Origin of the sequence: Mucilaginibacter pedocola, from assembly GCF_002013915.1 — a bacterium.
Classification (GTDB): domain Bacteria; phylum Bacteroidota; class Bacteroidia; order Sphingobacteriales; family Sphingobacteriaceae; genus Mucilaginibacter; species Mucilaginibacter pedocola.
This window is the reverse complement of sequence record NZ_MBTF01000036.1, coordinates 251539-265825: the sequence shown is the minus strand read 5'-3', so window position 1 is coordinate 265825 and position 14287 is coordinate 251539. Positions and strand designations below refer to the sequence as shown.

Below are 14287 nucleotides of genomic sequence, written 5' to 3'. Positions count from 1 at the left end.
TAAATTAGTTCCAAGGTTGGTTTTATCCATCAGACATCTTCCCGAAGCACAGCTTTGGAGGGTTAATAGGCCTGCAAAATCTCGGTTTGGCGTTGCACAGCTTCGAAAATTTTTTGACGCAGATCGACGCTTTCAGGGAAGTCGCAGAACATTTCGAAACCGCGGGTTTTCTCGGGGCCCCTTCCTTTTACAATAACGTTGGCAAGTTCCTCTTGGCGGATGATATCGTCAATGGTGTCCATCATGGATTCATCGGCTAAATAGATGGCGCCGAAGTAACATAACGAATACATGATGCTGCAAACCAACAGGACGCCACCAATAGGTTGTTTGAAAATGATAAGCCCTAAGCCGATGAAAAAGAAAATACCAGGCTCTATCAACGTAATAACCATTTTGGTCGTTACAGGCTTGCCGAACAATATCAGATTCTCCAATATCGGGTTCCTGTCACCGCTATAGTCAGAAACCTTGGCGAAATCATAAACTCCCGGTTCATGGGTGACCTCATGCTGCCTTTTAACACAGGCATAGGCGAATAGCGCCATAAAGCCGAACCAGCTCGCATAGTGCAACAAGTAATCAAGAAACCCTTTAAAGGAATCGACGGTGCCAAATCCAACGGCGATTGGATAGATCAACATCGGAATCCCAATGGTTAATGCGGAGATACTTTTAAAGTATCTGTAGCCAAAATTCTTGCGCAGGTGAACTTCCAAAAGTAAGCGCGGAAAGCTGGAGATACCGAAGAAGAATACCAAGACATACCTTTTTAAAACGTTCATGCGGCCAAAGGTGGAGACCATTAATGGATGTGTTTTCATTGTGTTTGTTTGTTAAATTGTTATTGATTAGAAGAATTGTTTGAAATTGATGATGGAGTAGTTTTTGTTGCGGTGTATCGGGTCACCTTGCTTATAAATGATGGCCTCAACGTTATAATTCGATGAAGCACCTCCGACTTTTAGCGTTGTGAACTTTTCGGGCCTGAAAACCTTTTGCAGCTTCAAACTGAGGTTTTGGCCGGAAGTAAAGTTGTTTTGGCTGATGGAAATATTCATCGAAGGATCGGGCATGTAGTCTTCTCCGACGAGATCTGAAGCCCATTTATTTGTTTCTATGCAAGTGCAACTGTGGAAGATCTTACAGGACAAATTGGCGAGCATACTGGCGACGCGATACTTGCCTTTTTCGCCTCCCATGGCCGCATAGTAGTTCGGTAAGTTTTGGCTAATGAACACTGTTGCCACGCGGCTGGACCTAGCTGTCGCTAAAAAGTCGCTATCATGCTCATGAACGGTATTCTGCGCTTCATCCGACCAAAGGAAGACGGGTAGGGAATAATCATCGACTACCCGTTTTTCTACAGCTCTTTGCCAAATGTATTTGAATTGGGTTTGGCAGAGCCGACCAACGCGGTGGTACTTTTTTATCGGCAGGCACAAAAGGATTATCTTTCCTTCAAAACAGTCCTCCGGCTTGAAGGTAGATTCGCCTTTCGAGAATAGGCTATATACCGGCTCTCTCAAAAAACTGTATAAGAACCCTGAGAAAATATACTCAACCAGTGAGCGTGTTTTGGGCGATAAAAACCGAAAGCTATTCCAGAAATACTCAGTGATATAATTGAACTGCCTTGCATCTGGAACAGCGTCATATAATGCTTCTTCATACGCAGATTGGTTAGCGAACTGATTATTACCTTCCGCCGTTCTTTTTTGCTTCCAGGTTGCTACCTTTTTGTCGATAGACAGTTTCGCCAGCTTGTATGCCTGCCGGAACGCGCTTTGGGAATTTGGCTCAATGGCATCATTCAGAGTTTCGTTAGGCCGGGGCAGGGACTGCACAATGTTATAGAGGTCATCTATCGTCACCTTGCCGAAAGCGATAAGGCAAAGGTCGACCATCATCGACATCAAAGTCGTCAGGGCGTTTTCCCAAAAACTATCATCACTACGCACTTGCCGATCTTCTTCAGCGCGTATCACCGTGTTTAATACCTCCACGATGTTATCAGTAATAGCCCGCTCTCCGTCCTTTTCTTGGCTGATGTACTTTAGGGCGTTGAAGCGGTGTCTTCCGCCTGGCTCGACGATGATCAAATCCTTCTCCCTTCCAGTGTGGATGCAATATTTTACCCAATCCCTGCGGTCTGATGGCTTTACGGTGAGCACTAGCCCACCCATGCCGGCCTTAAGGTACTTAAGCGCAAAGTTCGCTGCCGACCCTGTACTCTTTCCCGAGCCTGTATTACCCGTAATACTTAGGCCAGACACAGCATCACGGATGGTAAAACAGGATTGTGAATCGCCGAAATTCATTAACGGCGTGTCCAAATCAATGTATTGTCTCGTTTCCATTGAAAAATAGCTATCCTTTACGGCCCTTAGTTTAGGTCCGTTCCGGGTTAATAAATCTGTTTTTTGCGGTTTAAAACCGTCCCCGCTGGCCAGCCGAGGCGGTTAATTTAATGAGCGTTCCTCGTCAGGCATTGGCTCATTTAGCTTTGTTGCGGAAAGATGTATTAGACATGCCGCTACCGTTCCAGGTTTGCTTGTCGGTATTCCATGTAACGGAACCGCCATCCGAGGCTTTTGCAGAGTGGCTGCCATTGATCCATTTGTTTGAATCTAGCTGCGACTTGCTGTAACCGGCACTACTTAAAATCTTTTCCTGGTCTTTTGTAAATCCCATGATCTTAATGTTTAAAGGATTAGTCGTTTGTTATAGCGGTCTTCTATTCCGCTGCCGCTTTTGAAAGGTTGAGGCGTTTTCCTTATTTCTTTAATTCCCGTCGCGTTGAGGGTCATAGGGCTGTGGCAATGTTTCTGGATCGGGGCTTTCAAAGGAGCCAAATTGGGCTTTAAAGGCATCCCCATCTTCAGAAAGAGTAAAACGGGATTTTGATGAAAAATCCGTGTTTTCAAGGGTTATGCTTCTGCTGCCGCTACGTACCAGCCCAAATAAGGCGGATAGCTTTTTGAAATTGATTTTTGTTTTCATGATTTTTCTATGGTTTAAATCTTGACTAATCTATAAGTTATGTATATAGTGACCTTGTGAGGCATTAGATGGAACATGAAAGAATTAAGTTCAAAAAGAAAACTTTTCTTGGTAATCAAGGAGAGTTCATTAATGACGAAAACTTCCAAATATTTGCTGAAAAACACGGTGCAGAACAAGCTATGGTTTACCTGCAAGCGCTTAATGATTTTACGAGACAGCTCGAAGTAATACTTGGTGGTGGCTTTTGTAGAAACGGCATAACAACTTCCGGAAAAAAACTTCAAAAAAGAATTGAAAATCTTGTGGAACATAATATCGATTTTATGAGGTCGCATATTGATAATTACAATGATTTGATTAATTTACCTGAACCTAAATAACACTGCAATTGTAGAGCATTTATCGAACTACAAATGGCTACAACCAACTACATGTAATCACTTTTAGCAGTTTGTAGGTAAACCGAGGGTGTAAACTTAAACTTGCGTTAACTGTGAAAATCCATAAAGAAGTATTTTCTAACCTGAGAAACGATCTCATTATTTATATTAGAGATTATAAATTAGACCCTGAGGACTGGATTGTAGATGGGAAGCCTTTAACGATAAATAGCAGAAAATGGTGGTTAAATAAGATCGTTTTAGCAAATGAGCAAAAAGTATACGTGGGGTTGACCATATATGGCCAATACACTTCTCAAATCTCACTTTACGAAAGAATATCTGATGAAGTTTTCGGTAAATTACCTAAGAACGCTTCGAAATTTGCTAAAATTTCCGGAACTAGTTTAATGGCGATAATGGCTGGTCTTCGCGTGTTATTGAACTCAGCAAATGAAAGCAACACGCTAGACTATTATAAAGGAAATCCAGAAAAACTTGAAAAAGAGGTAACAATATTATTAGACGAATATGTTACATTAAAAAACTATAATCATTTAGTTCCTTTACTCGACTATGATCACATCGAAGACGATTACACCGAGATACATTTAGGAAACACAGCCGAAGCATCTCAAATCTCGACGACTATTGAATTTAATACTATTACGGAGCAGACAATATTTTTGAATCTAATTCCCAATCTTCATGAAGAAGTTATTGGCAGAGAAGAGGATTTAGAAAAATTACAAATCTTACTAAACGAATCTAAAAGAATTGTTTTGGTAAATGGTTTAGGTGGGATAGGCAAGTCAACATTCGCAAAAGAATATCTCCATAAAAATAAACACTTGTATAGCCACATTGCCTGGGTGAATGTAATTGCCCCAGAAGCAGATAACCTAGATGTGGAAAAAGAAAGTTTTGCATCGGCTTTTGCTTATGATACAGTGCTTCTTGAACAAGGATTGGATTTGCAGTTTTCCAACGACACAAAGGTTATTGATAAGTACCGAACGATTATGTATGCACTTCGTCAGTTAAAAGGACGAAACTTATTAGTGATAGATAATGCAGGCGAAAATATAAATTACTATCGGGAAACACTGCCAACACCACCCGGCTGGCATATTTTGATTACAAGCCGAACGAATCTTCTAGATTTTGAGTCTTTTTTTTTGGGCACTTTATCTGAGACGAACGCTATTATACTCTTTTCTAGATGGTATAATGAAGAGTCCGATGATCAAATAAAAAGCTTATTAGAAGTTGTAGGATACCACACGTTAATGATTGAACTACTCGCGAAAACACTCCGATCATCCGTGGGACTCTTAAATATCAATACTCTTATCGAGAAACTCGATTCTAAAGATTTAAGTGACGAAATATTACAAGATAAAGTATCGACTACGCATAATCCTCAAGAGGATATAATAATTAATCATTTATTAATCGCTTTTAAAATTGCAAATTTAAATGGAGATGAAATCAGTGTGTTAAAATGCTTTTATTTCTTGCCACCTGAATTTTATAGCATTCCAAAAATCCTTGATTATTTCAAAAAACAAAATGACTATCCATTCATAAATGCAATTAAGAGCTTATATCACAAGGGCTGGCTGCAATTTGATGGCAAAGCATTTCAAATGCATCGGTTGATTCAACTTGTGATTTACTATGTTCTAAATCCAGAAATACAAGTTGCTCAACCTTATATAGAAACGCTCTGTAATAGTATCAATGCGAGTGAACATTTTGAAAGTGCAACTTCAACCTTTATTTCTAATGCATCTTTTCTTATTAAACAACTCCCATCTGGGCATAACAATAATTCTGAATTAGCTTGGCTTAATTATTTTCTATCAATCTCATATCAATGGACTGGCCAATACACAGTTTCCGAGTCATATAACCAGTGCGCTATTGATTACTTTGAAAGTGAATCAGATATCGGCGAAAACTTTAGTTATCTGGCCATTTGCTATAAAAATAAGGCGATTATATTAAGACAATTTGGATGGAAAGCTGAAAGCTTAGAATACATCAATAAATCTTTAGCTATTTGGGAAAGTGAAAACCAACAAATGGACCAAAATAAAGCATTTATTCATTTTGACCTGTTGGATTTCGCTAGTACTTTTTACTATGAATGCAATCAAATTACAGATGCTGAACAATGTTTAAATAAATGCTACAAAATTGGAGCACAATTGTATGATTTTGACAATAATAAGTATTTAAATATTTTTTTAACAGCACTCAACAGAATGGCTGGATTTTACTTTGTACAGGAAAGGTATGAAGAAGGAAAAGTTTGTGTAGATCAAGTGATTTCTAAATTATCTGAAGTAGACGAGGTAACGATAGAGCAAGAAGAGATATTATCTGGGGCATTACGGCATTCAGCAAAACTTGAATATCAGCTCTCTAAAAGGATTGACGATGTAATTGAAAAATTCGAAAAATCCATTAGTATTTATAAAAATTTAATTGAATTAAGTGAAGATTACGATCCGAGTGACCTTGGGCGCGCATATTCCGATTATGCTTTCGTATTGAATCAAGCAGGAAAATTTGAGTTAGCAGAATCGCAGTATAGGCAGAGTTTAGCTATTCATAAAAAAATGTATGAAATGGACCAGCGTGGTTACAAATTTGATTACGCTGATGTTCTTTGTCAGCTAGCAATAACTCTCGCTTATCAAAGAAAGGATGGTTTAGAACATTTATATCACGCTCAAAAGCTCTTAAAAGAATTACTTGAGGACGGCCAAGATGTTAATTTACAATACTATCATAATTTTGATCAAATTGGTTTGATTTATTACAACTTAAGAAATCATTCTTTAGCCGTAAACTACTTTGAAATGAGCAACAAGTTTTATAGCTTGAATATTGGCAACTCAAATCCTAAAGCAAATTATACCCATAAACTATTGAGAAATCTCAAATGTTTAGCAATATCTTACTACACATTACAAAAGCTGGACTTGGCAGTTGATAAACAGGCTGATCATTATAACTTGTGTTTAGATTTATTCGAACAGTCAATGATAGATGACAAGTCGTTGATTGATTCTGCGATCCAACTTGCAATTTGCTATTTTAATGCTAGTGATTTTGAACGTACAAATGATACATTCAAAAATCTTTTTTTCTTTATACACAAATACACTGAAATTAGGTCTACCGATAGCGCATACGTTGAGAGTTCCAGTTTACTTACTCAACTTTTGGGTATCCCTTTTGATGTGTGGTTTAAACAGACTATCATACCTCTATTTTAATCAATTAGCTTATTTGGAACTGTTTCGTAATTTCTGTTTTAAGTAACGCACTATGTAGTGAAAATTTTCTTCAACCATATGAAAAGGTAATAAAACCCATAGGCCATGAAATAAGATGCACTTCCCACTATTACTGTCCAAGTAATTGCATCGTGCTTGTCATGATACTGTTTATAAACCCAAATTAGTCCGATTGCATATAAAGCTAGACATAATAGCCCAACGGCATTTTTTTTAACCTGCTCAATCTTAGCCTCATCTGCTTCAGGAATTAGTTTGACACCTTTCTGCAGGATACTAAAATTTAGCTTGGGTGTCTTTCCTTCGAAATTTTCAATTAGAAAATTTATGGTTACCGACGATTTTCTATTTAGAACCGGTAATGATAATTTCCGATTTAAGAGAAAGTATCTAATCCTTCTGTTTAAATCGTCGGGGGTTACATGTCCTTCGAACTCTCTCAATTTCAAATCCTCATCTAATTCTTTTAACGTCTTGTTAAACTCCTTTTCAAAATTATCTTCATGACGAATTGCATTACCCGCCTCATAGTGACCGTCATGCCCCAAAAACTGATTTGAGTTATCTACCCATACATCTAAGTTTAGTGGAACTTGAGCATCACTCCTTGTTGTGTTTTTAATAATCAAAGTAACAAAACTAAGGTGCTTTAAATCTCTACCATTGTGAGAGACATTGATGTTGCCCCAGTAATCACTTTTAATTTCCGATCCCAAAGTTTGATATGTGGTTGTATAAGTTAAATTTAACGTACGATTTTTAAACCTTTCTATAACCATGGCGGACAGAAAAGCTAAAGTTGCTGTAACTAAATTTGAGGTTGGATTAAAAAAAGCTCCTGTATCTGGACTGCTCATTTGATCGGAAAAAATATCTTCTAAGATAAAAGAAGATATTATGATTTAAAAGAAACAGACCCAGATAATAGCTAAATTTGTTAGTAACAAAATACAGTGATATGAAATTTACAATCAAGCCCTACAAGGTAAAGGCGTTTTTCGATGACGTTAATCAGATATGCGATAAGTACGGAATTTGGTATCCTAACAGTATACAGATCAATCATGACGAGGGGATGGATATTGTTGAGTTTGGAGATGTATTTATTGCACGCCTATCTGTAGACCAATTGAACGAAATTAAGTCTCTGGCTGCAACACATTAGCAACCGTTAACAAAAATCAAAAAGATTATAGAATTAGCCCTGCATTTCTTACCTTTGCGCTCCGTGTGACGAAAGGCGCACCGTTAACAAAACCGTTAACAAGATATGTGACTGAAAAATAGCGGATGCGGCAAAAGCGATAAAAAGCTGACTTTCAGTTAGAAAAACCACCCGGCGGGGTAGCTCAGATGGTTAGAGCGTAGGATTCATAACCCTAAGGTCGGCAGTTCGATCCTGCTCCCCGCTACTTAATTACCAGGCAGTTACGATAAATCGTAGCTGCCTTTGTTTTTTCTGTTAAAACAATGTTTAAACAAGCTGCTTTTCAATCTTAAGGCGACCAGCCTTTATCGCTACTTCGTGCAGCGATTTGTTGATTAAATATACGCAAAATCGATTGTAAATGACACAAAGGACTTAACAAAGTTTTCTCTTAAAAACTTAATCCATTAAGTCATCTGCCGTATTAACTCGCAAGGTAAACACCATGTTTTTGTCTTATTTCTCGCAGATCCCAAAGGTATCGTCACGACTTTTCATTCACTAACAATTTGTGTATATTTGATTAGTCACTCGACTTTAACCTAACCGCCATCCAATGTTATTAAAAACTGTATCTATAAGAAACTATCGCCGTTTAAAAGAAGCGAAAATTGATTTTGAAGACCAAACGACTATTTTTGTTGGCGCAAACAATAGTGGTAAAACTTCAGCGACCCACGTCTTTCAATCCTTCCTAGGGAGTAAGCCCGACTTTTCAATTTATGATTTTAGCGCCGATGCTTGGCAAAAATTTGATGATATTGGCAAATCGGAAGATCTAGAAAATGGAATTCTAAATATTCCAACCATTGAGCTTGATATTTGGCTTAAAATCGATAGTGCAGATATTGATTTTGTAATTGACTTGCTTCCAACTCTGGATTGGACCGGAACCCTGGTTGGTATCAGGATTGTTTACGGTCCTAAAGATCCGAAATCACTCCTGCAAAATTTCATGAAGGCGCTAACTAATTCAAACGCTAAAAAACAGGAACATTATCATCCTTGGCCGATATCATTAACTGATTACCTAAAGAAAACACTTAAAAGCGAGTATGATAACGAATACTACGTTTTAGATATTCAACAATTTGATGCTGAATACAACCAAAAGGAAGGTTATCAACCCCGCAAATTGGTAAATAATAGTGAACGGAACGCTTCAAAAATTATTAGTTCTTTGATAAGGGTTGACTTTTTGAATGCTCAAAGACACTTGTCTGATAAAAACTCCACGGGTAGAGCCGAGGATTTATCCAAACGCCTCACCCGCTTTTACGATAGAAATCTTGAAAAACAAGAAGACGATATAACAGCATTAAAGACCCTATCTGATTCCGAAGCACAACTTACAAGTCATTTATCAAATGTATTTAAGCCAACATTAGAAAGCTTGAATAAACTCGGTTATCCAGGATTTAGCAATCCTCAATTAGTGATTAAAGCCTCGATGAATTTTGAAAGCGTTAGCCAAAGCGCTAAACTTCATTATTCTTTGAGTGGTGTAGAATTACCCGATCAATACAACGGACTTGGGTTTAAAAATCTAATATACATGGTTCTTGAAGTTTTAGATTTTCATGAGCGTTGGATAGAAAATGAAGACAATAGAACGCCATTGCATCTAATCCTTATAGAAGAACCGGAGGCACATTTACACAGCCAGTTGCAACAGGTTTTTATTAGTCAAATATGGAATATTATAAAGAACTCGAAGTCCAATAAGGATGGATATAATACACAACTTACTATAACAACCCATTCGCCTCATATAATTTATGGAAGTGGCTTCACGCCTATCCGTTATTTCCACCGCAATGTAGATAGCTCTGAAAATCCTGTGACCAAGGTTTTAAATCTTTCACGTTTTTATGACGATTGCGATACGGATTCAAGAGATTTTTTAGTCAGATATATGAAGCTAACACATTGCGACCTATTTTTTGCTGATGCAGCAGTGTTGGTTGAAGGTAATGTTGAACGTCTCCTATTGCCATTAATGATCGAGAAATGCGCTATAGAATTGCAGTCGAAATATCTCAGTATAATCGAGGTAGGTGGTGCCTTTACTTACAAGTTCAAAAAGTTAATAGAATTTCTTGGGCTACCTACCTTGATTATAACCGATATAGACAGCGTAATTGCAAAACAAGTTGAAGCAGAAGACGAGGTTTTAGGAGACGACGAGGATGAAGAGGAAAATAAAACGCCTAGGAAGTCTGCCTGCATGGTTGACGAACCAGATGCCGAAACATCCAATCAAACACTAATCCAATGGTTACCTAAAAAAGTTCTCATCCTTGATCTTCTGAATGCGACACCAGAGCAAAGAACTCAAGGAAAGACTGAAAGTACCTCGGCTATAATTCATGTTTGCTATCAAGACAGAATAGATGTTCAATGGGAAAAAATGACGACGGCATTAGTTGGTAGAACATTAGAAGAATCATTCGCATTGCAGAATCTTTCTTGGGTCCAAAACGAAAAACAGAAACATTTAAATCTTAGAGTAGTACTCAAAACACGAAAACTTAATTTAGCTGAGATACATAATAAAATTTACCGGCGAATAATCTCAAACTACTTTAACAAAACAGAATTTGCACTCGGCATTTTAATGGCTAATCCTGATGAGTGGTGCGTGCCACAATATATCCAAAACGGTTTGAAATGGTTAAACGACATACTCGAACAAACAGATTCAACGATTATTAAATCTGCGGTAGAGGCCGTTGAAACAGATTTAATAGAGGCATTGCCAGTCGAAATAATAGATGAGCAAAAAGTAAATCCGACTCCAAATCAAAACCTAATCCAAAACGAAAAAATAGATGGCCAGCAGGATCAATAAGCCCGACACGAACGCGGATTTAGAATTACGGCAGTGTTTAAATAAAAAGCAAAGCTTTGTGATGGTAGCTGGCGCTGGATCAGGGAAAACTACATCTTTAATAAAATCGCTACAATACATCAAAACTGAATTCGGAAAACAATTAATAGCGAAACGTCAAAAGGTCGCCTGCATTACCTACACCACTGGTGCAGAAAAAGAAATCATTTCAGATATTGGGGATGACGAAATGTTTCATGTTTCTACGATACACAGCTTTTTATGGGAGTTAATTAGACCCTTCCAGACCGATATAAAAATTTGGGTTGAAAAGAAAATTGAAGAAAAGCTTTTAGAGTTAAAAATTGCGCCGGAAAGCTGGACAAATAGAACGCGTCCCACAACAAAGCAAAAACATGCTTTAGATTTGGAAAAGTCATTAAAATCTAAGCAAAACATCGCTGCTGTACAGGTGTTTAATTATGGCACCGGTTCAGATTATGAAAGGGGTATTTTAGGGCACAATGATATCATAAAAATGGTTCCGGAATTAATTGAACTGAAACCATTGCTGCGAAAAATAATAGTAAAAAAATTCCCTTTTTTCTTCGTTGATGAAAGTCAAGATACCCTACCTATTGTGGTTAATGCTTTACTTACATTAAATAACGAGTCTCCACATGATTTTTGTTTAGGATTTTTTGGAGATGCGATGCAAAAGATTTATACCCAAGGTATTGGTGAAATTCCTATTGATAAAGAGTGGGTGAAAATTATTAAACCGGAAAATTTCAGATGCCCAACTGAAGTGTTAGACGTAATCAACAATATCAGGCGCCCAGGTGACGGGTTAGAACAAACAGGAGGTCGTCGATTTCTCAAAGATGGAGTTACAGAATTCGTTAAAGGCACCGCTCGAATATTTATATTTCCAACTGACGAAAAAAGAGAGTCTTATATAGATAAAGCAAGGCAATTTGTTGCTGATAATAATAACGATAAGTTGTGGCTGAGCGATGAGAAAGACGCGAATCTTAAAGTCTTAGTTATTGAACATCGTATGGCCGCAAAAAGACTGGGATTCGATGAGCTTTACTCAATCTTTAAAGATGGAACCTCCGACAGTATTGGATCGAGTTTTACGGAGGGCAAACACTGGGCACTCCAACCATTCCTGAAATTCATTATCCCATTAGTAAAAGCATTTGAGAATGAGGAAGATTTAGAGATAATGGATTTACTAAGATTTTTTTGCCCGCTTGTGCAAAAGGAGCATTTGAGTAAAAATAAACCACAAGCTGGAAAATTGTTGCTAGAATTAAAAGAACAAATCAGCATCCTTTATACATTGATGAAGAGCGATGGCGTCACAATCAAAGAGATTCTTCAATACGTCGACAACAAACAACTAGTGACCTTAGACGAAAGACTCCGTTCAAGTTTACATTCAGAAATATCATTAACTGATGACGGCGAAGAAGATGAAGAAATCTTAAAAGTCGTTATGGAGAAGTATTTTTCATGTTCAACAAAGCAACTTTGGGGATATCAAAAATACATTAACGAAGAATCCCCTTTTTCAACTCAACATAGTATTAAGGGAGCTGAGTTTGAACGCGTGATAGTTATATTAGATGATGAAGAAGGTGCAAAAACTAAGACAATATCGTATGAAAAGCTATTGGGATTAAAGGACCCTTCCCCAACAGATCTAGAGAATATTGAAGGAGGGCTTGATTCTGTGTTTGGCAGAACCAGACGTTTGCTTTATGTATGCTGCTCACGTGCGTTACAAGATTTAGTAGTTCTATTGTTCATTAACGACGTAGAAAACGCTTTTGAAAATGTGAAAAAATCCCAATTCTTTTCAGACGATCAAATCTTTACACTTAGCAGAATGAAGTGAAGATACAGTTAGTTAAACTAAAAGTTATAATTATACATCTTGATGGCACAAATATTGCACTTTGATTCCTTATTTATAATTTATAAATTTGGTTCCCATTTTTATAAAAAAATTACGCGGAACTAAATACGGTAAAATTTTAACAAGTGCCATTTTGTTCACAATGTTAAAAAGTTGAAAAAAAAGCTTTTTGGTTAAAAATTAATTCATCAATTTTAGTAACACATAGTTGCACTCATATAAAATATTGAATGCCAAGAAAACAAAAAACTTCTGTTAACACCAGAAGGCAACGTTTAAAAGACCTAAACTCAAATCAGAAGATTACCCCTTCTGATAAACTTATCACTCTAGCCGATAAGCATCTCATTAGTGATAAGCATATCGTGTCGTCTATTTATGCCAAAATTTTAAGCCATTCCAAGACGCTAAATACAATATCATCGCTGAAAAATATCGTTAATTTAAGGAGGCATAATAGTTTTAATCTCTTCTATTATAAAGGGTTTAAGAACAAGATGATTAACCAAAAGACATTATCAGGTATACCATCCTTTCATTCAGAAACACGAAAGTTACTTATTGATATTCTTAGAAAAGCTGGATATTATGATAATTTAACTAATCCTCAATCTTACCAACGAAGGTTTGCCTTAATGAAACATCCTGTTGAGGAAACGTCACTTGAAGTTTGCGAACCGTTAGAAGAATTTGAGATTCTAAATAGGTATTCTATAATTTCTAAATTTTTATCAAACGGTTTTGACGGTTTGATAAAATCGCCACTTGATGAGCAGATAATTCAGGAATTTAGCTCATTATCAGTCGCCGAGCAGGAATGTGAATTTAAGAAGCTTAAAAAGGCTGTTTTTGACTTCGCAGGTTAAATTGTTTTGTAAAGTATCCTGTAAGAGTCAGATTCTTTTTTTAAATCGAACCTGCCTTCCCAAGAAAACCCGTCTATATTCCATACTGCTTTGGCACGTTTTGCCTGGGTACTCTTGCCGTAAATTTCGTGAATAGCATTTATATCAGAACAGTCTTTATCATGCATAAGATTTTGAAATCGTTGCTTCCTACTGCTTAGATACATAACGAACCCATATCTTCCCCAAACCTTATACCCATTCATAAAGTCAATTTTTGCGCTATCATAAATTGTCCTTACAGGTTTGTCGCTTCTTTCAGCGATAAGTTCAATGGTAGAAAAATTGAGCTTTATGGCACTTTCTACTTGTTCCTTAATGCAATATTCCATTATGTACTGCTTCGCTCCGGACGATACAATAAGCAAATTTTCAATTCTCATTGAAAAAAGCGATATCCTCATATAAAAATGAGTGAAATACTTACTAGTAACCTTAATATTAAAATCGTCATATACGTATGGAGGCTTACCAAAGAATGCTTGTATTCTGAAGCCGGGATCATCATCAAACATTAAGTTAAGAGCTTTAATTCCAGTCAATTGTTTAAGATCTTCTTCTGTCCAGAGACGTCCTTTGTACCAAAAACTAAGCATTAAATATTATAAATTTATGATCGGGTTAGGCTTCAGTTTATATTGATTGCTAATATTATGATTTTTATCCTTGTTGGCAAATTCCAACGCGGAAATTTGATTGAGACTAAGCTTTTTCATTATAG

At 37.0% G+C, this 14287-nt stretch carries 12 protein-coding genes and 1 tRNA gene; 7 read left to right on the top strand and 6 right to left on the bottom strand.

What is annotated here, in order from left to right; translation table 11 throughout:
- Positions 1-62 precede the first annotated feature (62 nt).
- From BC343_RS25805 to BC343_RS25790, 4 genes are all read right to left on the bottom strand, one after another.
- Positions 63-824 (bottom strand): hypothetical protein, encoded by a 762-nt coding sequence (locus tag BC343_RS25805; protein WP_143822354.1) that lies wholly within the window; start codon positions 822-824, stop codon positions 63-65.
- 27 nt (positions 825-851) lie between these two features.
- Complete coding sequence (locus BC343_RS25800; protein WP_078350695.1) at positions 852-2360, bottom strand: type IV secretory system conjugative DNA transfer family protein; 1509 nt, start codon at positions 2358-2360, stop codon at positions 852-854.
- 136 nt (positions 2361-2496) lie between these two features.
- Complete coding sequence (locus tag BC343_RS25795; protein ID WP_078350694.1) at positions 2497-2694, bottom strand: hypothetical protein; 198 nt, start codon at positions 2692-2694, stop codon at positions 2497-2499.
- A 90-nt stretch (positions 2695-2784) separates the two neighbouring features.
- On the bottom strand, positions 2785-3003 hold the full coding sequence (locus BC343_RS25790) for a hypothetical protein (protein WP_078350693.1): 219 nt from the start codon (positions 3001-3003) through the stop codon (positions 2785-2787).
- Positions 3004-3071: 68 nt separating this feature from the next.
- Between BC343_RS25790 and BC343_RS25785 the strand changes: the two genes are divergently transcribed.
- Entirely contained in the window at positions 3072-3386 is a 315-nt protein-coding gene (locus BC343_RS25785) for a hypothetical protein (RefSeq protein WP_078350692.1), read from the top strand.
- Between the two features lie 113 nt (positions 3387-3499).
- Positions 3500-6676 carry a tetratricopeptide repeat protein gene (locus BC343_RS25780; protein ID WP_078350691.1) on the top strand — a complete coding sequence of 1059 codons (3177 nt, stop codon included), beginning with the start codon at positions 3500-3502 and terminating at the stop codon, positions 6674-6676.
- Between the two features lie 50 nt (positions 6677-6726).
- Here BC343_RS25780 and BC343_RS25775 read toward each other — a convergent pair whose 3' ends face one another.
- Positions 6727-7554 carry a hypothetical protein gene (locus BC343_RS25775; RefSeq protein WP_143822353.1) on the bottom strand — a complete coding sequence of 276 codons (828 nt, stop codon included), beginning with the start codon at positions 7552-7554 and terminating at the stop codon, positions 6727-6729.
- Between the two features lie 101 nt (positions 7555-7655).
- Here BC343_RS25775 and BC343_RS25770 point away from each other — a divergent pair, with 101 nt between their 5' ends.
- From BC343_RS25770 to BC343_RS25750, 5 genes are all read left to right on the top strand, one after another.
- Positions 7656-7862 (top strand): hypothetical protein, encoded by a 207-nt coding sequence (locus BC343_RS25770; RefSeq protein WP_078350689.1) that lies wholly within the window; start codon positions 7656-7658, stop codon positions 7860-7862.
- A gap of 173 nt (positions 7863-8035) precedes the next feature.
- Positions 8036-8109 (top strand) — tRNA-Met (locus tag BC343_RS25765).
- Between the two features lie 351 nt (positions 8110-8460).
- On the top strand, positions 8461-10755 hold the full coding sequence (locus BC343_RS25760; protein ID WP_078350688.1) for an ATP-dependent nuclease: 2295 nt from the start codon (positions 8461-8463) through the stop codon (positions 10753-10755).
- Positions 10736-12640, top strand: a complete 1905-nt coding sequence (locus BC343_RS25755; RefSeq protein WP_078350687.1) for a UvrD-helicase domain-containing protein — start codon at positions 10736-10738, stop codon at positions 12638-12640. Before BC343_RS25760 ends, BC343_RS25755 begins: the two co-directional genes overlap by 20 nt.
- A 251-nt stretch (positions 12641-12891) precedes the next feature.
- Positions 12892-13527, top strand: a complete 636-nt coding sequence (locus BC343_RS25750; RefSeq protein WP_078350686.1) for a hypothetical protein — start codon at positions 12892-12894, stop codon at positions 13525-13527.
- Here the strand turns inward: BC343_RS25750 and BC343_RS25745 are convergent.
- A complete protein-coding gene (locus tag BC343_RS25745; protein ID WP_078350685.1) occupies positions 13524-14162 on the bottom strand; it encodes a hypothetical protein in 639 nt (212 codons plus the stop codon). The two genes, BC343_RS25750 and BC343_RS25745, sit on opposite strands and share 4 nt — an antisense overlap.
- Between the last annotated feature and the right edge of the window lie 125 nt (positions 14163-14287).